Below are 25315 nucleotides of genomic sequence, written 5' to 3' on the forward strand. Positions count from 1 at the left end.
CTAGTTAAATCAGTGCTTATTTTGCAAGTTCAAATCTCCCGCAACCAACCCACGTTCACGCCTAAAGGCGCGATGATATGGGAACGTGGTGCTTCGTGGTCGGAGATGGCGGTCACTGGTGTAAATACTCTACCTCTCTGGTCGATGGCAAATCGGACCTCTACCGAAGCATAAGTGTTTCAGGCCCCATGCAGTAAACTAAAGTTGGTCCGGTTGATATGCCATCTAAGCGACGACTTTCGACGCATCGCCGCACAGAGCAAAGTCTCCGATGCGTCGGCGCCGAAGCGCCCTTCAAAGGTGTGGAGCGCAGATGCGGCTCATCTTCCTGGTGAGCTCGATTGCTGGCCTTTGTTCAGGCCTCTCACGCCGGAGGTCACGGGTTCGAGACCCTTTTTCGCGCATTTGGCTCAGAAATGGGCGCCGGAGAGAACGGCCTCAGGCCGCTTTTCTTTCCCTCCGGATGATGATGAAGAGTTCTGAGGGGTGAGGGGGAAACGCGTGAATCGCCCCCCCCGACTCGAACCCCCCGATGTCTCAGGGTGGTGGCTGGCCCGAGTTGGGTCGTAGGACGCTGTATCGCAGCATTGTGTTCTGGCAAACTGAGAGTCTTCAGCCCATGGATGGGCCGGGAGGGCGGCGATCCGAGGCCATGTGCCAGTTCGGACAAACCGCAAAAGCGATTATGGTTCAATGGCGCTTTGAGGTAGCTTTTGCCCGAATACGCCTTGAAAGTATTCAGCCGCCGAAACCCTTCCAAGCTGCGTCACCTGAAGGTCGCCAACAAGGATATCGGACAGCTTAACCGCATGCTGAAGGAAATCAGCATGCGCAACGCTTCATCCTGCCGGACGTCTTCGACTGGCGGGTGACGATCCCTCGCAGATATGGAGGGCCTCGCCAGGGCGACTCGGTCCCGCGTGCAGGTTGCGTCGTGGCTCCACTCACACCCTGCAGCCACCTTTTCGACCGGCTTCCCGCGGCTTGCTTCGCTGCCAAGCAGGTCAGTCCGCTGTTCAACCGTGCCAATCGCACGAAATCGCGTCCGAAACCGCGCCTAGTGGACTTCGGACGTTGCCGAGCATTCGCTTCGCCTGTAGCACACGGCCGTGCGCCTTCGCTGCGCCGCTGGCAATCAATTCGCGGCGGATCCCCAGAGGAGGGGCATCGCGGACGGCAAATGAAGCGCGAGCAACCCGAGATGGCAAAGCGCGAAACTATGCTCCGAACTGCTGTGGAAAAGCTGGGCCTCACTGTTCCTGAGGCCGCAGCTCTTTCTTCACTGGGCCAGACGTCCCTTTACAAGGCGATCAAAGAAGGGCGGCTGCGGATCCGAAAGTATGGCACGCGGACGATTATCACGCGCGCCGATTTGGCGGCCTTCTTGGAAAGCCTGCCCGATGGGACCACGCAGGCCGAGCGGTAGCGGGTGACACCCTCGTCGGGGGCGGTGGACAGCCTGAAATCTCAGGCAGCCTTCATCGGAGTCACGTTGCTCTTTGGTCGTTGCGTCGCGAAATCCGCGAATGTCTGCATCACATGCAGCCGCTTTTTCAGCGCCTCGCCGCGCTAATAAGCCTTTTCGGCATCATCGCCTGTGATGTGGTGCAGGCAATGCTCGACGATTTCTTCCTCAAAGTGGGTTTCCTCCTGCGCCCAGGTTCGGAACGTAGTGCGGAAACCGTGTACAGTCAGGGATTCGTCTCCGGTGAGCTCCTTTAGATACTTAAGCATCGTCATGTTGCTAATCGGTCTCTTTAAGCTGCGACCGGGGAACACGAATTCGTCGCTCACGCGGCTCTCGTAGGCTTCGCGCAAATAGGCCAGCACCTGCCGGGGCAATGGCGTGCGCTTCGGCCGCTCGCTCTTGGTGCCGACAGAGCCAAGATCCCAAAGTCCGTTGTCGAGATCGAGCTGCGCCCAGCGCATGTTCTGCACTTCGGCGGTTCGCGCCAGGGTGAGGATTGTGACCACGAGCGCCTGCGCGCTTTGCGTGGAGATGGCGGCAAGCTTGTGCATGAACGCCGGTAGGTCTTTGTAGTCCATCGCCTTGTGGCCGCCCCGCGTAGTGCCGCGGCGCCGCTGCTTGGGCATGATCGGTTGGAGCCGGCTCGCCCAATCAGCGGGGTTATCCTTCGGACGCAGGTTATGGGCGATCGCAGCGTCCAGAATCTTCTTGATGATCTGACGCGTGCTGCGTGAGGTCTCGCGTTGGTGCCAGACCGTCATAAGCACGTCAACGACGTGCGCGGTCTCGATCTGGTCGAGCCCATGCCTATGAAGCGGCTTGCAAATGATCTGCACGATGCGCTTGAGCTTTGCCCGCGCGGCCTTGTGCCTCATGCCGGTCTCGTAGGTTTGCCGCCATTCCTCGGCGAACTCGCCGAACTGGCGGGATCCCTGAGTGCGGCGCCTCTCTTCGTCCCGATGCTCCCTCGGATCAATCCCCTTGGCGAGTAGTCGCAAGGCGTCGATCGCCTTGTCCTTGGCCTCGGACAGCTTGAGCCCGGTTTCCTTGGCCGAGCCAAAGCCCATCTTCTTCACAAGACCATTGCGCTGATAGCGGAAAGCCCAGCGCCGGCCACCGGCCGGCGAAACGATCAGGTAGAGATTATTGCCGCACGGGTATTCGCCAGGCCCTATGGAGAGATAGTTCTTTGTCGTGATCTCGGGCTTTTGAGTTAGAAGCTGCATGGGAGATTCGAACTCCTGTCCCTCACTGAAGAACTCGCCGGTTCAGCTAGGGTGATTCTAACTCAGATCGAGGGACGGTCAAATGGACGGTCTGGCGGAGTTCGCCGACGATAGCCGGTCGTACGCCGCGACCGCCGAAAGCGCGAAAAATCCCTATTTTACAAGGCTTTCTCGATCGTTTCGGTGATGAGGGACGATGGCTGGTGAAGGGTGACGAAGATGGGCTTGGCGCGCTCGGAGAGATTCGAACTCCCGACCCTCGGAATCGAAATCCGATGCTCTATCCAGCTGAGCTACGAGCGCGTTGTGGTGGCGGCCGCGGTCGCCGTGGTCACCAAACCCACGACGATCGGCCTCCCGATACCAGACTTGATGGAAGAGGGCTAGCCTCTGCTGGCCCTTATGAGGCTGCTATTGAGCGGATGCCGGAGGCCGGCCAGTCATGGCCGCAGGATCAAAAACATGGATGGCGGCGACCGTCCTGGCCGATATAGGCCGCGGAACTCTGGTAGCAGCGGTTGGTCGAGGGGCCGTCATAATAGGCGAAGCTCTCCGGCACCGGCCCGGGCCCGTAATTGTGCAGATAGCTGATCGGGTAGGGCAGGCCGAGATAGCTCTGATAACCGTAATGATGGCGGTGGTGATGGTGGCTGCGCGCTTCCGACAGCGTGGGGACAAGGCTTGCCGCTGACACAATCATGGCGGCGGCGAACAACTTCGACATGCTCATCTCGTTTCTCCGGAAACAACGCTAAGGCCTATTGTCTGAGCGATAATCTAGCGCGAACGAGCCGAAAAAGCTGCGGAAAAACGGATCGAGATTGCCAAAATTTTGGCTTTTTCCGGATGCTTAACGGATTCATAACACAGTCCGGCAAAAGTCCTGCGATGCAGGCGGGCGGTGAACGCCCATTGAGATCGTTCCGGGGGCCCATTCTTTGAAGCGCCGTCTCTCGCTTTTGTGGTTGCTGCCGCTCCTCGCCGCCAGCCCGGCGCGCGCGGACCTGCACATCACGCGCGACCACGGCGGCTACATCGAGGAATACAAGGCCAAGTACCAGCACATCCGCGATACCCACCAGCGCGTCATCATCGACGGCATCTGCAATTCGGCCTGCACCCTGGTGTTCGGCATCGTGCCGATGAACAAGATCTGCGTCACCCCGCGCGCAAGCCTCGGTTTCCACCAAGCCTATTACGACAAAGCCTTTACCTTCGGCATCAAGGTCACCAGTCTCGAGGGGACGTCCGAGCTGATGTCGTATTACCCCGATACGGTGAAGGACTGGATTCGCCGCAACGGCGGGCTCACCACCGAGATGAAGAAGATCAAGAACGGGGTCGAGCTCTGGAAGATCGTCGATCCCTGTCCGGACTGGTAGTCTCCGCAGCAAGGCTGTTCTCATGCCGTACTGCGCCGCGCAGTCTGATCGGCATCGGCCGAGACCAGCAGCACCGGCGCCTCTGAGCGGGTAAGCACGGTGGACACGATCGCGCCGAAATCGAGCACCTCGCCCTGCAGTCGGTCGGCGCCCAGTATAACGAGGTCTGCTTTGACAGCCGCCGCTTCCTCCAGGATCGCTATGTCGGGGTTGACCTTGCCACGGGCGGCTGTTGTCACGCCCAACCGATAGCGGTCCGCAGCCTCCGTTGCGTCAGCGAGGACCTGCTTGGCTCGATCCTGCTCGCCGTCGGCGCCTGCGCGATTCGCGCCTTCGCCGCCCGTTGTCGAAATATACAGGAGATGCAGCCGCGCGCGGCTCGCACGCGCGACCGCAATAGCGACTTCGGCGCCACGGCGCGAGACGCCCCGGCCGGAGACCGGCACCAGGATCCGACCGTTGGGCGGCGGAGGCGCGCTGCTCGGCCCCTTCGCGACCACGAGCGCCAACGGGCCCTCGAAGCCGGCGGCAAGCTCCCGGACCGTCGCGCTGAGGTCCCCCTCCGACGTGATCGCGTGGTCGACGCCGATCAGCATCAGGTCGAATCCCTTGCGCGCCTCATCCTCAACGGCTTCGCGCCAGGTCGTTTCACGGGCGCGCGTCGTCACGTCGACCTCGCCCTGCGTGCCGCTCTCGCTCGCGACCTGCTTGGCCGCATCCCTGACGGCGGCTTCCGAACTCGACGGTGCATCGGGGGATGCGGCAGCGTCGGGCGCGTGGTCGTCGACCTGGAGCAGGGTGATCGGCCGTGCGCCAGGGCCAGCCAGGAGACCCGCAATATGCGCCGCCAGGCGCGCACTCGCACCATTGTCAACGGCCAGCAACAGCCGTTCGACGTTGCTGACGAAGCTCTTGTCCTCGAACTCCTCGCGCTCCAACCGCTCCTTCTCATCTTGCTGCGGCGGCAGGCGGGCCAGCGCGGTGCGCAACATCGGCGGCATGGCAAGGGTGGTCAGGATCGCCATGATCACGATCATGGAAAACAAGTTCTGGCTCAGAACGCCGATCGACAGCCCGATCGAGGCGATGATCACCTCGGTCGAGCCGCGTGCATTCATGCCGCTGGCCAAGGCGAGCGACTCCTTATGATTGAGCCCACCGACGGCGCCGCCGGCCAGTGCGCCGGCGAACTTGCCGAAGCTTGCGACGACGATCAGCCCGGCGGTGAACAGCAGCAATTCGGGTGTGCGCAATTGCGTCAGATCGGTGTCGAGACCGGCCAAGCCAAAAAACACCGGTGTGAACAGGCTCGTGATCAGGCCGCGCAGCCGTTCGTCGATCTGTCGCGTCAGGATCGGGGACTCGCCGACCAGCACGCCGGCGACGAAGGCGCCGAGCACCGTATGCACGCCGATCAGATGCGTCGTGAGCGCCATCGCGCTCATCACGAGCAGGATCACGGTGACCACCGCTGACGAACTCACCAGATGGTCGTTGGCGAGCCGGATCAGGAGGACCACCAGTCGCCGTCCCACCGTGAAGCTCAGGGCCAGGAACAGCAGCGTGCCCAGCACGGCCTGACCGACCGAGGCCAGGTCCAGCGTGCCATGCGCAGCCACGCTGAAGATCATGGCGATGATGATCCAGCCGATGGTGTCGTCGATGATCGCGGAGGCCACGATGATCTGGCCGACGTTGCGGCGCATGAAGTTCATCTCGCGGACGACCACCGCGACGATCTTGACCGAGGAGATCGAAAGCGCCGTGCCGAGGAACAGGGAGGCCACGAGCCGCGCTTCCGGCTGGGGCAGCAGGCTTGCCGGCATCACCTCGCCGAGCAGAAAGCCGCAGGCGAACGGAACGGCAATGCCGAACAGGGAGATAGTCACCGCGGGCCGGCCGACCTTGCGCACCAGCTTGAGGTCGATCTCCATGCCCGTGAGCAGCAGCAGGAGGAGAATGCCGAACTGGGCAATGCCCTCGATCATCGCCTTCTGCGTCGGCGTGGGCGGGAAGATCGCGGCCTGCGCGGAAGGCCAGATCCAGCCGAACAGCGAGGGGCCCAGCAAAAGACCGGCGAGCAGTTCGCCGATCACCGAAGGCTGGCCGATGCGCTGCATCACTTCGCCGAGCCCGCGGCCGACCCCGATCAGCAGCGCGACCTGGACGAGCAGCAGGAATTCCGAGCCGCGGCCTTCGGCGCCGGCGGCCGCAGCATGCGCCATCGGTGCCATCAGGTCGGGGGCGATCAGAACGACGGCGATCCCACCCCAGACGATAGGTCGGAGCCTGCGCCCCATCGCATCCTCCGCGTTCACGGCCCCAGGCAGGGGGGCAGCGAGCTAAGCATGGGCGCACAGAGAAGTTCCAGCTCACGGCCGACAGTCGGCGCGAGCTGGACGGTGCTGGTCGAAATCTTGCGGTCGTGCCGCTTAGAACGAAACAATCCAGCACCAGACAGTCCCTCATCGGGCACTGGATTGGTTCGCGACAGCCGATCTTGAAGCGCGTAATCCGCTCTCGAATCGGTCTCGACCTCAGCGTTTGGCTTTCTTGGCCTTCTTCTTCGTGGTCTTCTTGGCCGTCTTGGCGGAGCTCTTTGCGCTCTTCTTGGCGGCTTTCTTCACCGTCTTCTTGGCCGACTTCTTGGTCGCGACCTTCTTGGCCTTGGCAGCGCGCTTCGGTGCGGCCTGCTTCGGCGCGGCTGGTTTTGCAGCCTTCTTCTTGGGCGCGGGTTTGACCTTGGCGACCACGGTCGTCACCGCTTCCTTGGCGGTGTCGGCCACAGTGCTGATGGCGTTGGTCGCTTGTTCGATGAGAGGCGTGTCGTCCATATCGGTCCCCCGATGTGTTGAAACGCAACAACGATAGCTGGATTCCTGAAGCTGTCAAAGCGTAGCGCAACTAATCAGCTCCTGCGAACCGTTGCGTAGGCCGCGAGCGCGCGTTCGCGCGCCCGCTTATGGTCGACGATCGGGGCCGGATAGGTCCGGCCGAGAGCGATGCCGGCGCTGGCAAGCTCGAGCGGGGCGGCACGCCAAGGCTGGTGGATAAGTGGCGCCGGCAGCTTCGCCAGCCCGGGCACCCACCGCCGGACGTAGGCGCCGTCGGGATCGAATTTCTCGCCTTGCAGCACGGGATTGAAGACGCGGAAGTAGGGCGCGGCATCGGCGCCGCAGCCCGCAACCCACTGCCAGCCCGCCGGATTATTGGCGGGATCCGCGTCGACCAGCGTGTCCCAGAACCATTGTTCGCCGGCCCGCCAATCGATCAGCAGGTGCTTGACCAGGAACGACGCGACCACCATGCGCACGCGGTTATGCATGGTTCCGCTGTGCCAGAGCTGGCGCATCCCGGCATCCACGATCGGGTAGCCGGTCTCGCCGCGCTGCCAGGACGCAAGCGCCGGGGCGTCGTCGCGCCAGGGGAAGTCGTCGAAGGACGTCTGCAGGTTGCAGGTCGCGAGATCGGGGCGGTCGTATAGCAATTGCCGGCTGAACTCGCGCCAGCCAAGTTCGCTGAGGAATTTGTCGATGCCCGCCGCCTGTGCCGGATGCTCGCTCGCGGCAAAGCGGGCGGCGTGCCAGACCTGTCGCGGACCGATCTCGCCGAAACGCAGATGGGGGGCGAGATGCGAGGTCGCATCGAGGTCGGGGCGGTCGCGATCGGCGGCATAGGTTTTGGCGGTCTGCCCGAGGAACGTGGCGAGCCGCTGCTGCGCGGCAGCCTCGCCGGGCTGCCATCTCGCGCGCAAACCACCAGCCCAGTCCGGCCTGGTCGGCTCGAGTTGGAGATCCTCGACCGCAAGACTCGCAATGCCCGCAACCGGCGGCAACGATCGGGGCGCCGGCAGCGGGGCTGGCGGATCGCCCATCGCGAGCACGCGCTTCCAGAACGGCGTGAACACCCGAAGGCCGCGGCCATCCTTGGCCCGCAGCATGGCGGGATCGACCAGAAGATCGTCGGGAAAGCTCCGGCTCTCGATTCCCAGCGCAGCCAGCGCCTCTTCGACCTCGGCCGCGACCGCGCGTTGCGGCGCCTGGGCCACATCGTTCCAGAACACGGCTGCCGCGTTGGTCTCGGACGCGAGCGCACGCAGCACGTCTGCAGGCGCGCCACGGCGCAGCACAAGCTCGCCGCCGACGGCGCGGAGGCTTGCCTGCAACGACCGCAGCGACTGCGCCAGCCACCAGCGCGACGCGCCGCCCAGCGGCCGGACGTCCGGGCTTCTGTCGTCGAATACAAAGACGCAGATCACCGGCGCGCCGGCGCTTGCGGCTGCATGCACGGCAGGGTGGTCCGAGAGGCGCAGGCTCTCGCGGAACCATGCGATATAGGGCCGCACGGGCATTGCTTTGGTGCCTCTCTACCGCCGATTGCGCGGACTCTCGTAATTTTCTGTGCCGGAATTAACGGGCATGGAAACCAAATACGGGCAGTATGAGACCCGGTTGCAGTCCCAAAAAAGGTCGAAGCAGTTGTCCCTCAAGTTCAAGCTGGGCACGAAGGCGCTTGTCGGCGCCGCCCTCGTCATCGCGCTCAACACCGCGCTCGTCATCGGCGCGGCGTATTGGTCGCTGACCTCGGATTTTACCGAGCGCGCCAAGAAGGACATCGAGGGCAACCTGCGCACGCTGGCGCTGACCTTCGCCGAGTCCTTCAAGGACGCCAAGGTCAGCTTGCAGAACGGCGCGGTGGTCCGAATCGAGATTCCGGCGTTCCCTGAATTGAAGGATCACGCCATCGTCGACCGCGCGGTCTCCTATGTCGGCGGCAACGCGACCTTGTTCATCTACGACGATGCGAGCGGGCAGTTCGTGCGCCGCTCGACCAATGTGAAAAAGGAGAACGGCGAGCGCGCGGTCGGTACCCAGCTGGCGGCTGACCATCCGGGGCAGGCGAGCCTGCGGCGTGGTGAAGCCTATAAGGGTCCTGCGACGCTGTTCGGCAAGTCGTTCATGACCGCCTATTTCCCGCTGGTGAATCCAGCCGGGAAGGTGATCGGCATCCTCTATGTCGGCGTGCCCATGGCCGAGCTCGACGCCATGCTGGCCCAGGCAATGCAGACCATGGTGATCGCCGCTGCCATTGCGGCGCTGCTCGTGCTTGGGCTGACGGTGCTGGTCGTGCGCCGCGTTACCAAGCCGCTTGCATCGGTCACCGCCGCGCTCACCGGCATTGCCGAGGGCCGCAACGACATCGCCATCGACTGCGACGATCGCGGCGACGAGATCGGCGAGATCGCACGGACCTTGGAGGTCTTCCGCAGCGCATCGAGCGAGCGCCAGCGGCTGCGGGAAGAACAGGCGGCTGCGGCAGCCGCTTCGGCCCAGCACCGCCGGGCCGAGCTGACGCGCTTTGTGGATGGGTTCCAGGCCAGTGTCGGCGGCATCATCGAGCACGTCATGAGCGCATCCGGCGAGTTCGAACAGGTGGCGCGGAGCCTGACCCAGACGGCCAAGACCACCGCCGAACTGTCCGGCAAATCCGCCGGTGCCTCGGAGTCGGCCTCCGAGCATGTCCGCACGGCTGCGACAGCATCGGAAGAGCTGTCGGGCGCGATCGGCGAGATCACCCGGCGCGTGACCGAGTCGACCGCGATCGCAACCGAGGCCGTCAAGCAGGCGTCCGCCACCGACCAGCGCATCAAGGAGCTGTCGGACGCCGCCAGCCGGATCGGCGACGTGGTCAAGCTGATCACGACCATCGCCGAGCAGACCAATTTGCTCGCGCTCAATGCGACCATCGAGGCGGCGCGGGCGGGTGATGCCGGCCGCGGCTTTGCCGTGGTGGCCCAGGAGGTGAAGACCCTGGCCGGCCAGACGGCGAAGGCGACCGAGGAGATTTCCAGCCAGATCGCCAATATGCAGCAGGTGACGCAGGAATCGGTCGAGGCGATCAAGGCGATCGGCCGGACCATCGAGCGGATCAGCGAGATCGCAGCATCGATCTCGTCGGCCGTCGAGCAGCAGCGCGCGGCAACCGAAAACATCACCCAGAGCGTCCGTTTCGCCGCCAGCGGCACGGCGGAGGTCGTCAGCAACATCCGCAGCGCCGCGCGCGGGGCGGATGAGACCGGCGAAAGCTCCAACCGCATGTTCGCGTCCGCGCAGGCGCTGTCGGGCGAGAGCCTGCGGCTGAAGGAAGAAGTGCAGAACTTCCTGAACGGCATGCGCGCGGCGTAAGGCCGGCGCATGCTCGCTCACCGCACGGACCCGTAAACTTCAGCGGCCTGCTCGGCCGAGACGAGTCCGCTCTCGACGTCTTCGCGTACGCGCTCCGGCGCGCGCGCCTGGGGATTGCCGATCCCGGCACCGCCAGGGGTCATCACCACCAGCCGGTCATCGGGCGGAATGGTCTGGAACCCCTTGCCGCGCAGCTTCTGGCCGGATGCGAGGCCGACATAGCCCGCTTGACCGTCACGTCCGCCGTCGCGGCCGCGCGCCGGATGGTCGATACGGTCGAAGGCGGCCAGGATCTCGAACGACGCGCCGACGCCGCTGCCGACCTCGATGATTTGGCCGAGCCCGCCGCGGGTGCGGCCGGCGCCGCCGGAATCAGGCCGCAGCTCCTTGCGCCAGAAGATCAGCGGCGTCTGCGTTTCCGCGATCTCGACCGGGGTGCCGCGCACGCCGCTCGGGTAAGCCGTCGCCGACAGCCCGTCCTTGGCGAAGCGGGCGCCGGTACCGCCATTCGACGTCACCGCCATCGAGAACCCGTAATTGCCGCCGGCGCCGGAACGGGTCTGGCCGCGCACATTGAGATTCCACAGGCACGAGGTGCCTTCGGCGGGCACCCGCTCGGGGATGATCTGGCGCAGGCAGCCGAACACGACGTCGGGCAGCATCTGGCCGATCACATGGCGCGAGGCCACCGGCGCCGGCTTGGGCGCGTTGAGGATCGCGCCGGAAGGAGCGGAGACCGTGAGCGGCGCCAAAGAGCCGGCATTGTTCGGGATCTGCGAAGCCACTACGCAGCCCAGCCCGAATACGGTGTACGCGGTGGTGTAGGAGAGCGGCACGTTGATGCCGAACTTCGAGGCCTGCGAGGTGCCGTCGAAATCGACGTGGATGCCGTCCTCCGAGATGGTCAGCGCCGCCGCCAGCCTGACCGGCGCGTCGTAGCCGTCGACAATCATCTCGTTGCGCCAGGTGCCCTTGGGTAGCCTGGCGATCTCGGCCAGCACCGCCTCGCGCGAGCGGTCGCAGATGTAGTCCCCGAGCTGATCGAGCGTCTCGATGCCGAACTCGTCCATCATCTCGACCAGGCGCTGGCAGCCGACATCGTTGCAGCCGGCCAGCGAATAGGTGTCGCCCTCGGTGTCGATGGGCAGCCGCGTATTGGCGCGGATGACAGCCATCAGCGTCTCGTTGACGACGCCCCGGTCGATCAGCTTCAGCATCGGAATGTAGAGACCTTCCATGAAGACGTCGGTGCCATCGGGCCCGAAGCCGATGCCGCCGATATCCATGAGATGGCTGGTGCAGGAGAACAGCGCGACGACCTTGCCGTCCTTGAAGCAGGGCGTGGTGACGACGAAATCGTTGAGATGGCCGGTGCCCATCCAGGGGTCGTTGGTGATGTAGGCATCGCCCGGCTTCATGCTGTGAAGCGGGAAATGCGCGATGAAGTGTTTCACCGACTCCGCCATCGAGTTGACGTGGCCTGGCGTGCCGGTGACGGCCTGCGCCAGCATGCGGCCCTGTAGGTCGAATACACCGGCAGAGAGGTCGCCGCATTCGCGCACGATCGGGCTGAAGGCGGTGCGCAGCAGCACCTGGGCCTGCTCCTCGACCACCGCGATCAGGCGGTGCCACATGATCTGCAGGTCGATCAGGCTCGCGCCGTTTGCTTGGCTCATGATCACGCCGCCTTCCGTTCCATGACGATGCTGCCGGCACCGTCGATATAGGCATCGAAGCTGTTGGAGATGAATGTCGAGGTCTCGTCCTCCGCGATTACCGCGGGGCCCGAAATGGTCGCGCCCGGCGCCATGTCCTCGCGGCGGAAGAGGGGGATGTCGACCACCTCGCCGGCGCGACCGTCGAAGAAATGCCGGCTGCCCGCGGCCTTGGCCGCCGGCTTGCGCGCGACCTCGGCAACGATTGCAGGCTGACGCGCGTCCGTCGTTGCCAGCACCGACCAGCTCAGCACCTCGATCGCAGCGCCCGGGATCGCCCGCTCGAACAGCGCCGCGTAGTCGGTCTCGAACGATCGCCTGATCGCAGGGAGGTCGGCTGCTGTCAGCGGCCGGTTCGGCAGCTCGACCGTGATCTCGTGGCCCTGGCCGACATAGCGCATGAAGGCGGCGCGGCGCTCCCGGACCGGTGCGCCGGCAGCGCCTGATGCGACCAGCGCGCGCGCCTCGCTCGCCATCTCGGCCAGCAGACCGGAGACGAGCGCCGGATCGAAATCATCGAGCCTGACGTGCCGGCTGCGCACCAGCTCGTAGGCGATGGGCGCGGCTAGAAAGCCGACCGCCGAGCCGACGCCGGCATGCGAGGGCACGATGACCTTGCTGACGCCGATCTTCTCGGCCACGCGGGCTGCATGCAGGGGCGCCGCGCCGCCGAACGCGATCAGCGTGTGCTGGCCGACGACAGCGCCGCGTTCGACCGCATGCACGCGGGCGGCGCTGGCCATGTTCTCGCACACGACCTCATGCACGGCATAGGCCGCGGTTTCGGCCGACAGCCCCAGCGGCTCGCCGATGTCGCGGAGCAGGGCCTGCTTTGACAGATCAGGCGCGAGCCTGATGGTGCCGCCGGCGAAAGCGTCGGGGTCGATCATGCCGAGCGCAACGTCCGCGTCCGTGACGGCCGGGCGTTGGCCGCCACGGCCATAGCAGGCCGGACCCGGCTCGGAGGATGCGCTCTCGGGGCCGACCGTGACGCGCTTCAGCGCGTCGATCCGCGCGATCGAACCGCCGCCGGCGCCGATCTCGACCATCTCGATCACGGGGATGCGCACGGGAAGGCCGGAGCCTTTGAGGAAACGCGCGGCGCGGTCGACCTCGAACACGCGCGAGGTCTCCGGCTCGTAGTTCTCGATCAGGCAGATCTTGGCGGTGGTGCCGCCCATGTCGAAGGAGAGCACCTTGCGCTCGCCGATGCGGGCCGCGATCTGGCTCGCGAAGATCGCGCCGCCAGCGGGGCCGGACTCGACCAGCCGCACCGGAAAGCGCCGCGCGGTCGCGATCGAGGTGACGCCGCCGCCCGAGGTGACGAGGTAGATCGCGCCGCGGAACTGCTCGATCCTGAGCGCTTCTTCCATCCGCGCGAGATAGCTGTCCATCAGCGGCTGCACATAGGCGTTGGCGACCGCCGTCGAGGTGCGTTCATATTCCCGGATTTCGGGACAGACCTCGGAGGACAGCGTCACCGAGATGCCCGGCATCTCCTCCTGCAGGATGCGCGCTGCCCGCTGCTCATGCGCGGGATTGGCATAGGCATGCAGGAATGCGAAGGCGACGCTTTCGACCTTCTGCTCACGCAAGTGAGGTACCAGCGCGCGCACCGCGGCCTCATCGAGCGGCAGCCTGACCTCGCCATGCGCATCGATGCGCTCCGGCACGGTGAAGCGAAGCTGTCGCGGCACCAGCGGCTTGGGCTTGTCAATCGAAAGATCATACTGGTCGTAGCGGCTCTCGGTTCCGATATCCAGAACGTCGCGAAAGCCTTGCGTCGCGATCAGGGCCGTCCTGGCGCCGCGGCGCTCGATGATGGCATTGGTCGCCAGCGTGGTGCCGTGGATGAAGACGTCGATGTCAGAGATATGGGCGTGCGAATCGGCGAGGATCAGCCGCGTGCCGTCCAGGACCGCCTGCTCGGGACGCGTCGGCGTGGTCAGCACCTTCCGTGTCCTGCGCTCTTCGCCCACGTCCAACACGATGTCGGTGAACGTGCCTCCGATATCGACGGCAAGCCGCATCTCGGCCTTTGCTCGCATTCCAATGTCTCCACACAGACCGCAATCGAAGCCCAAGTTTGAGCAAGTTCCGTGCCTCCGCGCCAGCCGCGCATTCGGCCACGGTCCATGAGCCAGCAGCGTAGCTTGCATCTGAGGTCGCGATGCGGGCAAGGTGCAACCGGATTGCGCGACTTGGCTGGACGCGACATGCGCGGTGCGTCGTTATTGGGAGGCGCTTCAGCGCCGAAGCAATCCAGGGTCACTGCTTCGCTTCGCTCGCAATCACGGACATCGAGAGCGACGGATATTTCCCCGTCGTCATTCCGGGGCGCCCGGAGGGCGAGCCCGGAATCCATACTCACGATGGTGGTTATGGATTCCGGGCCCGCGCCGCTTCGCGGCACGTCCCGGAATGACATCGCGTGTGTTGGAACGGTCTACCAGACATGACCCCGTAATCCCGCGGCTCGTTACGCCCGAGTTGTGCGTGAACTCATTGTCCCTCCGAAAACGAGAGGGTGCAGGGAATGCCGGGTGAAGGCCTCACCCATGGCCCGCCTGCGAAAGAAATGCAGGCGGCAGGTACCACAGGTGCAGCCGGATCAACCGGCATTCCCTGCGCGATGGCTTTAACGGCTGCTTCGCGTTCTCCCCGGTGCGCCGGGCTTGTTGGCCACCGTTGCCTGCGCGACGCGTGAGCGTCGTCGCAAGCGTAATCCTAGCGTCGGAGGATCAGGACCGCGCGACTTGACCGTGCACACCAATGTTGTTCGTCCGCGTGAAGCTCACGCGACAACACCGACATGCCCACCGCATCCCACCCCGACGTTCGTGACGACGCGTACGCCCCTCCGCATGAGGCAGGATGCGGCGGAGTATACATGATTTCTGAAAAAGCGAAATAGAAAATTTGCAGCGGAAGCTGGGCGGCCTGACCGGCCTGAAATGACGAGCGAAATGAGCTTTTCGGCGCGACGATGGAGGCTCGGCGGCGTCAGGTGCATCGAGACGGCTTCCGGTCACGCCAAGCAATTGCCGCCTTGAAACGCATGTGCGACATCGCATAAACTTCCTGCTACGGGGACCAGGCAGACTCCCCGTCAGACGCCTTCGTCCAAGCTCTGCGCAACACGCGATGTCGTGGAGCTTGCGCATGGACACCGAACGGCATCCTCCTTTTCGTCACTCCGTAGCTATCCTTTCACGCGGCGATGCGTCCGCACGGCGGGACGCGACCGCGCAAAACAGCCGCTTCGTCCGCGTCTTCGAAGCCCTTGCCGCGGCTGGAATCGAGGCGCAGCCAGCGATCTACGATGAAGCCTTCGCGGATGCGGTCCGCGACCAATTGCTCGCGGTCGAGGGCGTGCTGGTCTGGGTCGATCCGATCCATCAGAGCAAGACGCGGGCGGCGCTCGACCCGCTGCTTCGCGAGGTCGCCGCGCGCGGGCCATGGGTGAGCGCACATCCCGACATCATTTTGAAAATGGGCGTCAAGGAGGTGCTGTACCGAACCCGCCATCTGGGCTGGGGCTGCGATACGCACCGCTACGACAGTGCCGCCACGTTCCGTGCTGAATTTCCACGCCGCCTCCGCGCGGATGGTCCACGTGTTCTCAAGCAGAACCGCGGCAATGGCGGGCAGGGCGTCTGGAAAGTGGAGAGCTTGCCGGGTGCGAGAACGATGGTCCGGGTTCTGCACGCGCAGCGTGGCAGCAGGTTCGAGGACATGCCGCTCGAAGCCTTCCTCGACCGCTGCGAACCCTATTTCGGATGGGGCGGCTGCATCATCGACCAGGCCTTTCAGCCGCGCCTCCCGGAGGGGATGATCCGCTGCTATATGAGCGGATCCAAGGTCGCCGGTTTTGGACACCAGCTGATCAAGGCCTTGGTCCCGCCGCCGCCGGAAGGTCCGGACTCTCCCGAGGCGCAACCCGGCCCTCGCATCATGCACGGACCTGACGCGTCGCCCTTCCAGGCGTTGCGGCGGCGGATGGAGGACGAGTGGACGCCGCAGATGATGGCGATGCTGGAGATCGAGGAAAGGTCGATGCCGGTGATCTGGGACGCGGATTTTCTGTACGGCCCGCGCGACGCCGGCGGCGCCGACACCTACGTGCTCTGCGAAATCAACGCGAGCTCATGTTTCGCGATCCCCGACCAAGCGCCTGCGGCGATCGCGCGGACGGTGGCCGAACGCCTGCGATAATCGTAACGCGGAGGAGTCCAATTCACCAAAACGGGAGCGCGGCGCCCGGCGATTTGTGCCGAGCGCCGCGTCGCTGCTTGAGACGGAGAGGGGCGTCGTTAGGCAGCAAGTGCCTCCTTGGTCAGCGACCAGGCCTGGTTCAGTTTCTTCGAGCGCGTCTCGAAGTCCGCCTTCACTTCGGTCATGCGCTTGTCGATGCGACGCTTTGCGCGATCGCTGGCCTGCTTGGTCTGGTCCTTCAGGGACTGCAGCCTGGCGTCTGTTTCGGCCTTCGTCTGATCGAGCCGCTTCTTGGCCTGATCCTGCAAGGTCTGGATCTGCATCTTGACCTGCTGGATGTCCTTCTGGATCGCCGCACGGGTCTCGGCGTCCGCGTGCTTCAGATCCTCTTGCAGCGTCTTCAGGTCAGCCTCGAAGGCTGCGGATTCCCGCACCAGCTGATCTTCTATGACCTCGGAGCGCAGGCGCCGGAACACCGTCGCGCCGAGCTGGTGCAACCTGGTATCGAGAGGTGTCGTCCAGTTCTCCTGGATCTCCGCCAGCACGGCTGATTTGCCGGGGGACAGGGCGGTCGAAACCTCATCGAGGAATTGCGCGCCGATTCCGCTGGCATCGAGGTCGAAGATCAGCCCGCCGAGGCTGCCCAGCGATGCGCCGACCGCGACTCCGGCCGGTCCGCCCAAAAGCCCGATCAGGCTGCCCGTCAGCAGGCCGACGGCTGTGCCGACCGGGCCCTCATCGGCGGCCTGCTTGACCGCGATCTTCCCTGCCTTGTCCTTGACGACGACGGCCGACGCATACAGCGTGATGTCGCCTTCCTTGTGAAGATGTCGCACGGCGCTCAGGCCTTCGAAGGCCGAGGCCTCGGTTTCGAAAACGGCAACCAGCATCTTGTCCATTGTCAGTTCTCCTGTCGTTGGATTTTGAGAGGATTGCGTCGGTCGAGCGGCATCTCGACCGGCCTGTTCAGCGCGATCGGTTCTCGATTGCGTTGACGAGCTTGCGGCCTGCGACCGCGACCATCGTGATTGCGAGGCCAGACGTGATGAGGTTGACGCCGACGATGAGGCCGAGCGCCCACACCGCCGACCCCGGCCAGCCGCTGATGATGAGGGCGGCAAGAACCAGGTCGGCGAGACCACTCATCACCATCCATCCCCAGGAGTCGGGGAATGCATCGCGATAGCTGACCGCAGCCGCGATCTGAAACACGCCTTGGCCCAATAGCTGCGCATCGCGTGCTCTATCGTCCATTCGGTGTCGCTAAGCGTCGGGTTCGAGGAGCTCATCGACCTCCTCCATTTGATCGCAGATGCCATCGAGGCCGACGGACCAAATTGGAGCGACCTCATGAACGTCTGGCTCTGAGGGTAATTCCGGACTACGGAGATGATCATCGTCACGGCCGAGGATGCCGCCCTTGATTTAAGTCAAACGGGTTCCGGTTCCCGTTCAAGCTCGCGTGACGTGCCTCGAACAACAACATCAACGAGCCGCGCGATGACAGCTCGCGCCAGCAATTCTGATCGATTGATGATGTTGCGGACGCGGTTGTCAGTAGGGGGCAGGGCGATGCGAACCGCCCTTCGGGAATGATCTTCAGACCATCTGCACGGATAGGTGAAATCGGTTGCAGAGCTTCGTTATAAGGAGCCCGCTTGCCGCTGGCGTTCGCGATAGGCGCGCGTCTTGATGCGGTTGCCGCACAGCTCCGACATGCACCAGCGGCGCGTCGCAGGCTTCGATCGGTCGTAGAACACGCGCAGGCATTCATCCGAGGCGCAGGTTTTCAGCCGGTCGAGCGTGCCACTGATATTGCCTTCATGAAGCTCGACCGCGAGCGCGGACAGGCCGGCCAGCGCATCCTTGCGCGTGCCCGTCAGCACCGTGCCGTGCTCCGCGCGCAGCTCGACGCGCAACGGAAACGCCGCAAGCGCCGCGGTCAGCGCCTGGAGGACAGGCCTGTTGCTGCGCCGTTCCGCCGGATCGCATTGCAGATAGTTCCGTAGCGCCCGGCGCAATTGCAGCGCCTCGTCAAACAGGGCCGCCGTGATCTTGGCGTGAGCGGGCGCCAGCGCGCGCTCCGCCATCCAGCCGGCCAGGTCGCTCGGACCGGCCCACTCGTCGCTTTGCGAATGCTGCACGCCGAAGCGCGTGAACTGCCGCAGGTCGAGCGAATTGGCGAAGTCGTAAAGGTTCGCCAGCTCGTCCGGAACCTTGAACTTGCGTGATTGCCGGGACATCGACACCAGTAAATCAGTTTTGGCGGTTGACGACAAGCGAAACGAGTATAATATCTTTACTGGTGTTGACAGCGCGAGAGGTTCCCATGCAGACCCAAACCATGCTGCACCCCCGCATCTTCTATGGCTGGTTCGTTGTCGCCGCGGCGTTTGCCGTGACATTTGTCGGCTTCGGCTGCGCGTACACGTTCAGCGCTTTCCTGGAGCCGCTGCAGCGCGAGTTCGGCGCCTCGCGCGGTTCGACCTCGCTGGTGTTCTCGCTCGCAGGTTTTCTCTATTTCGCGCTCGGCGTGGTCAGCGGCCCATTGGCGGACCGCTTCGGTTCGCGGCCGCTCGCGGTGATCGGCATGCTGCTGACGGCGGTCGGGCTTGCGGCTGCCAGTCGCGCGCAAAGCCTGGTCCAGGTTGATCTGGCCTACGGGCTCGGCATCGGTCTCGGTGTCGGCGCGGCCTATGTACCTGCGATCGGCGCTGTGCAGCGCTGGTTCGTCCGCCAGCGCGGCTTCGCTTCGGGTCTCGCGGTGGCCGGGATCGGCCTCGGCAACCTGGTCATGCCGCTGTTGGCGTCGTGGTTGATCGGCGCATTCGGCTGGCGCAGTGCCTATGTCGTGCTCGCGGCGATCGCGCTGACGCTCGGCGGTGGACTTGCGCTGCTGATCGAGAATGATCCTGGCGATCGAGGGCTCGCGCCGGACGGCGATGCGCCTGCCGGAGGCCGCGGGTCGCGCATCAGCGGCGGCGTGGCCGTGGGCGATGCGATCCGGTCGAGACGGTTCATCGGGCTCTACGTCTCATGCCTGATCTGCTCGTTCGGCGCTTTCGTCCCCTTCGTGCATCTGGTGCCTTACGCCAAGGACCACGGCGTTGAGGCCGGAACGGCGGTGCTGCTGCTCGGGCTGATCGGCGTCGGCAGCACCGCGGGCCGGTTCTTTCTGGGCGGACTGGCGGACCGGCTGGGCCGCGAGCGCGCCTTGCTCATGGTGCTGATCGGCATGGCACTGGCGACGCTGATCTGGGTGGTCTCCACCACGGCACGGTCGCTTGCCGTCTTCGCCTTCATCTATGGCGTGTTCTATGGCGGGTGGGTGGCCGTGCTGCCGTCGGTCGTGATGGACTATTTCGGCGGCCGCAACGTCAGTGGCATCATCGGCGTGCTCTACACCAGCGTCGCCTTCGGCACGCTGATCGGGCCGACGGCGACCGGCTTCGCCTATGACGCGAGCCACAGCTACGTGCTTGCCATTCTGCTCAGCGCCGCGGCGAGCCTGGTCGCGGCCGCAATCGTCGGTGCGGCCTGCGTTCGGCGCTAACGCGACCTCCAGGCGCAGCGCGGGACGACGGGCCGGCCGGACATCGATGACGGGTCCGACCACCGCTTCGCGCGGACGTGACGGCGGATGGGGCTGGCCTCCAAAGCGGCGTTGTTCTATTTTTCAAGTGCTCGGCTGCATTGTTGATCTTGTCCACCTAGCAGGGGAGCAGCGCCATGCACCGATATGTCGCCCAGGCCAACATCGACCATTATCTGAGCCTGTTGCACGGCGGTGACCTCACGGCTGACAACCGCAGCACCATCACGCAGCTGCTGCTGGGCGAAGAGGACAAGCTCAGCCGCGATCTGGAGCATCTCGAATTTGCCGAGAGCCGGGCTGCGGAGAGCCGTGATCGCGTGAACCGCCTGAGGAAGCTGCGGGACGCCTTTGAGGAGGGCTCGCCCGATCGCGCGCAGGCGGACAGGGTGCTGGCGAACGTTGAGGCCATCCACAAATTGATGGAGCAGTTCTGTCACCACATGCGGCAGAGGGTCAATTCGCGCGGGCTCTGAGGGCACGCAGGTTGCATCGCGATGGGCCACCAGGTCGGCCTGAAGCTTCCCTCGAGGTGAAACTTTCCGGTGGCGATGCGTAGCTGGCTGCAAGGTCCGCGATCGGTGCGGCCGTGACACGCCGCAGGAGCCTTGTTTGAGCCGATACGCCGTCCTCTATGTCTCGACGCTCGCCGTGCTGCTCGGGCTCGATCTGCCGTTCCTAGGCCTCGTGGCCAAGGGCTTCTTCCAGTCGCAGGTCGGCGACATGCTGGGCGAGATCAGACTGGCGCCTGCCATCCTATTCTATGCGCTTTATGTCGCGGGCGTCGTGATCTTCGTCAGCGGGCAGGGCGATGCGAGCTGGCGATCGACCTTGCTGTATGGCGGGCTGTTCGGGCTGTTCTGCTACGCGACCTTCGAGCTGACGTCGCTCGCGATGCTCAGGCATTGGACCTGGCCGGTGGTGCTGGTCGACATGACCTGGGGGGTGGCGCTGACCGCGGTCGCGGCGACCGCGGGGCTCCTGATCGCGGATTGGGCGACGCCGCGGGGATAGTTCGAAGTCGTTCCGGGGCGCGCGGAGGGCGAGCCTGGAATCTTGAGATCCCCGGTTCGATGCTCCGCGCAAAATGGCTCTGCCATTTGCGCGGCCCATCGCCCGGGGATGAGGTTTCGACCGTCGGTCGAAACCTCACTTGGGCTGCGGCACGATCCGCAGATAGGGCTTCGGCGCCTTCCACCCCTGGGGATAGATCGTCTTGGCCTCGTCGTCCGACACCGAGCCGGCGATGATCACGTCCTCGCCCTGCTTCCAGTCGGAGGGGGTGGCGACGCGGTGCTTGGCGGTGAGCTGCAGCGAGTCGATGACGCGGAGAATTTCCTGGAAATTGCGGCCCGTGGTCATCGGGTAGACCAGGATCAGCTTGATCTTCTTATCCGGGCCGATGATGAAGACGTTGCGGACGGTCTGGTTGTCAGCCGCCGTGCGCTTGGCCGGATCGCCCGACACTGCCGCCGGCAGCATGTTGTACAGCTTGGAGACGTTGTAATCGGTGTCGCCGATCATCGGATAATTCGGCGCGGCACCCTGGGTCTCGCGGATGTCCTCCGACCATCTCTTATGGTTGTCGACGGGGTCGACCGAGAGGCCGATCAGCTTGACGTTGCGCTTGTCGAATTCCGGTTTGAGCCGGGCCAGCGCGCCGAGCTCGGTGGTGCAGACCGGGGTGAAGTCCTTCGGGTGCGAGAACAGAAGCGCCCAGCTGTCGCCGATCCAGTCATGGAACTTGATCTTGCCTTCGGTGGTTTCGGCCTCGAAATCCGGGGCCACGGCGCCAATTTGCAGAGCCATTGGATAACCTCACGTCATTGCAGGTTGGAATGAAGAATTCGGGATAAATTCTTCCAAACACTATAGGAAAAAGTCCGCAGCAAAGGAACTGTTGCACCGAAAAGAGAAGGTCATTCTCCCGTGATCCCAAAAGCACAACAACTTCTTTTGAGTTCGGCGGCCGCGACGAAACGCCCGTAGGACTACCGGTTGCCCCGATTTCGCCACATCTGGGGACGACCACGCCGGCCCCGCGGTCGAGCCGCGAACCATGACCGCGGTCACTGCGACATATCGGCAACCAGTAGAGATACCCACCGCGCAGTTTCGAACCGTTAACGACTCGTTCAGATGAAGACCGACATGGTGGGTCAAACCAGCAACTGAGAAGCGAACATGTCTGCCTCTGCAATGAAGGTCGTCGGGAGTGCCGACGCCCTTGAGCCCTCCTGTTGTCAAAGCGCGGCCTCGGCGCTCGAGATCGTGCGCGACGGCGTCATCACCGGCGAAGGCCCGACCACCAGCGGCCGGGTGCATTTCTCCCGCGTGCTCGATGCCGATGACGCGGCCTGGTGCGCACGCATCCTGACCTCAGCCGCTGTCGACGCCCAGCCGGTGAGCCGGGCCGAGGCCGAGGTGCTGTTTGCGATCAACGAGGCCGCGACCGAGCGCAAGGACGACGGCCGGTTCGAGGATCTCCTGGCCAAGGCGATCGCCCATCACGCCGCCTCCGCATCCGGCCTGCCGGTGCCGCCGCGCCATGTGGCGCTGTCCGCGGAGACCCAGATCGAGAGCTGGGCGCCGGCCAATGCGCGTGGCGTGAGGACCGATGTCCTGGAGTGGGTGGCGCGCCAGCTGCGCGGCGCGCGCCCAGACAACAAGGCGCTGATGGCGATGGTGGCGACCTTTGTCGGCGTCACCGTGCTGCCGCTTGCCAAGCTGCCGTCGATGATCGACATCGGGATGTGAGCGTTTGCTGCCATCCTTCGAGACGCATCGCTGCGCGATGCTCCTCAGGATGAGGGCTTCATTCATGGAGAGAGCCAGGAAGGGATCCAAGACCCTCATGGTGAGGAGGCGCTGAAGGCGCCGTCTCGAACCATGAAGGCCCCGGAAATTCGTCACAGCTACTGGAGCGGCGGGGTTATTTCCCCGCCGTTTTCTGTTTGGCGCTCTCGGCGTCGAGGCCGACGGTGCGGCCGGGGAAGCCGGCGACATCGAAATAGCGCTGCTGGCCGACGCGCTGCAGCTTCAGCACGGTGCGCAGGCCGCCCTCGGCACGGTCCGAGCGGATGGTGTCCGAGACCGCCTTCGGCGTCGCACCGTTCGGCATCGCTTCCGTCATCACCCGTCCCAGCAGCTTGCCGTTCGGCTTCCCTTTCAGATCCATCAGCTTGGCGGCGGTGGCGCCGACATCGGCGTTGCTGACGGGCAGCGGGTCTGCGAAGGCCGCCTTGAAGTCCGGTCCGATGGCGGCCATGAAGTTCATGGTGTCGCCGCGGCCGAACGAGCCGTGCATGCCCTGGCCCTGGCGCAGCACGGTGTCGGCGACCTCGACCGAGCAGTTGGTCGGCTCGTTGCAGCCCTCCACATAGGAGCGGAAATTGACGACGATCGCCGGCGTCGGGGTCACCGCCTTGCCCTTCAGGTTGATCTGCGACAGCGGCAGGGTGCCCGGGATCTCGCCGAGCGAGTCGTCGACGAACAGGCCGGAGACATAGTCCTGGGCCAGAAGGGCCTTGACCACGCGGCTCGCGAGCTTCTTGTCCTTGGTCGGCAGGTAGACCAGGTCGGAGCCGCCATTGCTGGCGACCACCAGCTCCGGCTTTTCCGGATCCTTGCCGAGCACGCCGTTGCCGGCCTTCGGATGGGCGCCTTCCTTCACGGCCGCGTTCTTGTCGTTGGGGTCGAACAGCGGCAGGTCGAGCGCCTTGGCCAGGTCGAGCGCCAAAAAGCCCATCGGCAGGAAGTCCTTCGGCGTGTCGTCATAGGACAGCTTAGCCGCGGGGCTGGTCTTGCTTTCCTTGGAGATCGTCGAGAAGCCGTGGTCGGCCGACACGATGATGTTGGTTGAGGCGGCAAGGCCGAGATCGTCGAGCGCCTTGCGCAGCTGGGCCAGGTTGTCATCGGCATTCTTGATGCTGGCCATCGTGGTCGGGCCGTTGATGCCGGGGGTGACCTTGTTCAGGCTGTCGCCCTGATTGTGCTGGCTGCCGTCCGGGTCGCGCGACCAGAACACCAGCACGAACGGCTTGTTGCGGGCCTTGAACATCGGCAGCACCACCTTGGTGGCGACGTCGGCGAAATAGGCCTGCTGGGCGGTGTTGGCCGTGGTCGTGCCGGGGGTCTTGGCATCGCCCGCCTTGCCATTGTCGCCGCGCGAGGGTGCTGAGAGCGGCAGGTTGACCTTGTTCAGCGCGTCTTTCACCTCGTCTGAAAGGGACACACCGGTCTTGCTGCCGGTGGCATCGTCGACGACGATCGAATGCACAGCCCCCTTGCAGGCGCAGTCGGTGTGGTCGAACAGATAGGTCGGGCCGACCTTGCCGATAGCGGCGGTGGAATAGCCGGCCTTGCGGGCGAGCTTCAGCAACGTCTGCTCGTCGAGATAGTCGTCCTGGAAGTGCTCGTCGACGTCGCCCAGCACGGCATCGTTTTCGAGGAAGGGGGTCACGGTGTCGCCTGCCGGCTTGGAGACGTAGCCGGTCCAGATGGTATTGGAGAAGGTGCCGGTGTCGCCGAGATAATGGCCGGTCGCCATCGCCGAGCTGTTGGCCATGGTGAAGGTCGGGAACATCGAATGCGGGTTCTTGAAGTTGACGCCCTTGTCGCGGACCGCGGCCATGGTCGGCGCGGTCTCCGGCGTCACCTTCAGGGCGCGCAGGCCGTCGGGAATGAACAGGATCAGGTTATGCGGGGTGGCATTCTCCGCGGACGCCGCACCGGCCGACAGCAGGGTCAGTCCGGCGCATAGCAGCACGAGCGAGCGGCGCATCAAAAACTCCTCAAAGACGAAAACGGAATCGCGACCTTCGGCCGCACAGGAGGGGTTTAGTTTTGCTGCATGACAGAATTGTTTCAAGGCGTCGGTACGCCCCTGAGAGGGGTTGAAAACCGCCAGCGGATTTTGCAGCTCGGCAGCGGCTCGGACCAGGAACCAGGATTTGAATTCGCGGTTGTCGGCTCACAACAACAAGGAGCACGCCATGGCTGCTGATAAGGACCTTAACGAACTCTTCCTCGATACCCTCAAAGACATTTACTACGCCGAGAAGCAGATTTTGAAAACGCTGCCGAAGATGGCCAAGGCGGCCCAGTCGGAGAAGCTGCAGCAGGCCTTCCAGAAACACCACGACGAGACCGAAGGCCAGATCGAGCGCCTGGAGCAGATCTTCGAGCTGCTCGGCAAGCCCGCCCGCGGCAAGAAGTGCGACGCGATCGAGGGCATCATCGACGAGGGCAAGGAGATCATGGACGAGTACAAGGGCACCAGCGCGCTGGATGCCGGCCTGCTCGCCGCAGCCCAGGCCGTCGAGCACTACGAGATCTCCCGCTACGGCACCTTGAAATCATGGGCGACCAAGATGGATCTGAAGCAGGCGATCAAGCTGCTCGACCAGACCCTGGCCGAGGAGAAGAAGACCGACGAGCTGCTGACCAAGGTCGCCGAGAGCGAGGTCAACTACGAAGCGGCGGCTTAGCTGGGATTGTGTTGCTCAAGCTGCTTGAGCTTTACCAACACTT

The 25315-nt window shown here is 64.4% G+C and carries 21 protein-coding genes and 1 tRNA gene; 9 read left to right on the top strand and 13 right to left on the bottom strand.

Annotated features, from left to right (window positions below; genetic code table 11):
* Positions 1-1180: 1180 nt before the first annotated feature.
* Positions 1181-1426, top strand: a complete 246-nt coding sequence (locus tag BRAS3843_RS37995; RefSeq protein ID WP_244425568.1) for a helix-turn-helix domain-containing protein — start codon at positions 1181-1183, stop codon at positions 1424-1426.
* A 143-nt stretch (positions 1427-1569) separates the two neighbouring features.
* On the opposite strand, the gene BRAS3843_RS38000 is transcribed toward BRAS3843_RS37995, so the two are convergent.
* The 3 genes from BRAS3843_RS38000 to BRAS3843_RS38010 form a co-directional block, all read right to left on the bottom strand.
* On the bottom strand, positions 1570-2694 hold the full coding sequence (locus BRAS3843_RS38000) for an integrase arm-type DNA-binding domain-containing protein (RefSeq protein WP_008974626.1): 1125 nt from the start codon (positions 2692-2694) through the stop codon (positions 1570-1572).
* Between the two features lie 226 nt (positions 2695-2920).
* A tRNA-Arg gene (locus BRAS3843_RS38005) sits at positions 2921-2997 on the bottom strand.
* A gap of 151 nt (positions 2998-3148) precedes the next feature.
* A complete protein-coding gene (locus BRAS3843_RS38010) occupies positions 3149-3424 on the bottom strand; it encodes a hypothetical protein (RefSeq protein ID WP_008974628.1) in 276 nt (91 codons plus the stop codon).
* Between the two features lie 208 nt (positions 3425-3632).
* On the opposite strand from BRAS3843_RS38010, the gene BRAS3843_RS38015 reads away from it, so the two are divergent.
* Positions 3633-4076, top strand: a complete 444-nt coding sequence (locus BRAS3843_RS38015) for a hypothetical protein (protein ID WP_035984158.1) — start codon at positions 3633-3635, stop codon at positions 4074-4076.
* Positions 4077-4096: 20 nt separating this feature from the next.
* Here BRAS3843_RS38015 and BRAS3843_RS38020 read toward each other — a convergent pair whose 3' ends face one another.
* The 3 genes from BRAS3843_RS38020 to BRAS3843_RS38030 all read right to left on the bottom strand — a co-directional run bounded on the left by BRAS3843_RS38020 (position 4097) and on the right by BRAS3843_RS38030 (position 8427).
* Positions 4097-6376, bottom strand: coding sequence for a cation:proton antiporter (locus BRAS3843_RS38020; RefSeq protein ID WP_008974630.1), 2280 nt, complete (start codon positions 6374-6376; stop codon positions 4097-4099).
* A 237-nt stretch (positions 6377-6613) separates the two neighbouring features.
* The gene (locus BRAS3843_RS38025) at positions 6614-6910 is read right to left on the bottom strand and encodes a hypothetical protein (protein ID WP_008974631.1); all 297 of its coding nucleotides are present in this window, start codon (positions 6908-6910) and stop codon (positions 6614-6616) included.
* Between the two features lie 74 nt (positions 6911-6984).
* Positions 6985-8427, bottom strand: coding sequence for a deoxyribodipyrimidine photo-lyase (locus tag BRAS3843_RS38030; RefSeq protein ID WP_008974632.1), 1443 nt, complete (start codon positions 8425-8427; stop codon positions 6985-6987).
* A gap of 67 nt (positions 8428-8494) precedes the next feature.
* Here BRAS3843_RS38030 and BRAS3843_RS38035 point away from each other — a divergent pair, with 67 nt between their 5' ends.
* Positions 8495-10261 (top strand): Cache 3/Cache 2 fusion domain-containing protein, encoded by a 1767-nt coding sequence (locus tag BRAS3843_RS38035; RefSeq protein ID WP_008974633.1) that lies wholly within the window; start codon positions 8495-8497, stop codon positions 10259-10261.
* 17 nt (positions 10262-10278) lie between these two features.
* On the opposite strand, the gene BRAS3843_RS38040 is transcribed toward BRAS3843_RS38035, so the two are convergent.
* Positions 10279-11937 (bottom strand): hydantoinase B/oxoprolinase family protein, encoded by a 1659-nt coding sequence (locus BRAS3843_RS38040; RefSeq protein WP_035984159.1) that lies wholly within the window; start codon positions 11935-11937, stop codon positions 10279-10281.
* A gap of 2 nt (positions 11938-11939) precedes the next feature.
* A complete protein-coding gene (locus BRAS3843_RS38045) occupies positions 11940-14024 on the bottom strand; it encodes a hydantoinase/oxoprolinase family protein (protein WP_008974635.1) in 2085 nt (694 codons plus the stop codon).
* A gap of 1114 nt (positions 14025-15138) precedes the next feature.
* On the opposite strand from BRAS3843_RS38045, the gene BRAS3843_RS38050 reads away from it, so the two are divergent.
* Positions 15139-16191 carry a Cj0069 family protein gene (locus BRAS3843_RS38050; protein WP_008974637.1) on the top strand — a complete coding sequence of 351 codons (1053 nt, stop codon included), beginning with the start codon at positions 15139-15141 and terminating at the stop codon, positions 16189-16191.
* 98 nt (positions 16192-16289) lie between these two features.
* On the opposite strand, the gene BRAS3843_RS38055 is transcribed toward BRAS3843_RS38050, so the two are convergent.
* The 3 genes from BRAS3843_RS38055 to BRAS3843_RS38065 all read right to left on the bottom strand — a co-directional run bounded on the left by BRAS3843_RS38055 (position 16290) and on the right by BRAS3843_RS38065 (position 18434).
* Positions 16290-17090: a DUF1269 domain-containing protein gene (locus tag BRAS3843_RS38055; RefSeq protein ID WP_008974638.1), complete on the bottom strand. Its 801-nt coding sequence runs from the start codon at positions 17088-17090 to the stop codon at positions 16290-16292.
* Positions 17091-17157: 67 nt separating this feature from the next.
* Positions 17158-17445, bottom strand: a complete 288-nt coding sequence (locus BRAS3843_RS38060) for a DUF308 domain-containing protein (protein ID WP_008974639.1) — start codon at positions 17443-17445, stop codon at positions 17158-17160.
* Positions 17446-17834: 389 nt separating this feature from the next.
* Positions 17835-18434, bottom strand: coding sequence for a CGNR zinc finger domain-containing protein (locus BRAS3843_RS38065; protein WP_008974640.1), 600 nt, complete (start codon positions 18432-18434; stop codon positions 17835-17837).
* 86 nt (positions 18435-18520) lie between these two features.
* Between BRAS3843_RS38065 and BRAS3843_RS38070 the strand changes: the two genes are divergently transcribed.
* The 3 genes from BRAS3843_RS38070 (at position 18521) to BRAS3843_RS38080 (ending at position 20797) form a co-directional block, all read left to right on the top strand.
* A complete protein-coding gene (locus BRAS3843_RS38070; RefSeq protein WP_008974641.1) occupies positions 18521-19744 on the top strand; it encodes an MFS transporter in 1224 nt (407 codons plus the stop codon).
* A gap of 176 nt (positions 19745-19920) precedes the next feature.
* Positions 19921-20259, top strand: coding sequence for a hypothetical protein (locus BRAS3843_RS38075; RefSeq protein WP_008974642.1), 339 nt, complete (start codon positions 19921-19923; stop codon positions 20257-20259).
* Positions 20260-20395: 136 nt separating this feature from the next.
* Positions 20396-20797 carry a DUF2177 family protein gene (locus tag BRAS3843_RS38080; RefSeq protein ID WP_008974643.1) on the top strand — a complete coding sequence of 134 codons (402 nt, stop codon included), beginning with the start codon at positions 20396-20398 and terminating at the stop codon, positions 20795-20797.
* Positions 20798-20932: 135 nt separating this feature from the next.
* On the opposite strand, the gene BRAS3843_RS38085 is transcribed toward BRAS3843_RS38080, so the two are convergent.
* On the bottom strand, positions 20933-21592 hold the full coding sequence (locus BRAS3843_RS38085) for a peroxiredoxin (RefSeq protein ID WP_008974644.1): 660 nt from the start codon (positions 21590-21592) through the stop codon (positions 20933-20935).
* A gap of 375 nt (positions 21593-21967) precedes the next feature.
* Here BRAS3843_RS38085 and BRAS3843_RS38090 point away from each other — a divergent pair, with 375 nt between their 5' ends.
* Positions 21968-22540: a hypothetical protein gene (locus tag BRAS3843_RS38090; protein WP_008974645.1), complete on the top strand. Its 573-nt coding sequence runs from the start codon at positions 21968-21970 to the stop codon at positions 22538-22540.
* 175 nt (positions 22541-22715) lie between these two features.
* Here BRAS3843_RS38090 and BRAS3843_RS38095 read toward each other — a convergent pair whose 3' ends face one another.
* The gene (locus BRAS3843_RS38095) at positions 22716-24566 is read right to left on the bottom strand and encodes a nucleotide pyrophosphatase/phosphodiesterase family protein (protein WP_008974646.1); all 1851 of its coding nucleotides are present in this window, start codon (positions 24564-24566) and stop codon (positions 22716-22718) included.
* A 211-nt stretch (positions 24567-24777) separates the two neighbouring features.
* Here BRAS3843_RS38095 and BRAS3843_RS38100 point away from each other — a divergent pair, with 211 nt between their 5' ends.
* The gene (locus BRAS3843_RS38100) at positions 24778-25272 is read left to right on the top strand and encodes a DUF892 family protein (protein ID WP_008974647.1); all 495 of its coding nucleotides are present in this window, start codon (positions 24778-24780) and stop codon (positions 25270-25272) included.
* Positions 25273-25315 lie beyond the last annotated feature (43 nt).

It is taken from the genome of Bradyrhizobium sp. STM 3843 (genome assembly GCF_000239815.1).
In the GTDB taxonomy this organism is placed as follows: Bacteria; Pseudomonadota; Alphaproteobacteria; order Rhizobiales; family Xanthobacteraceae; genus Bradyrhizobium.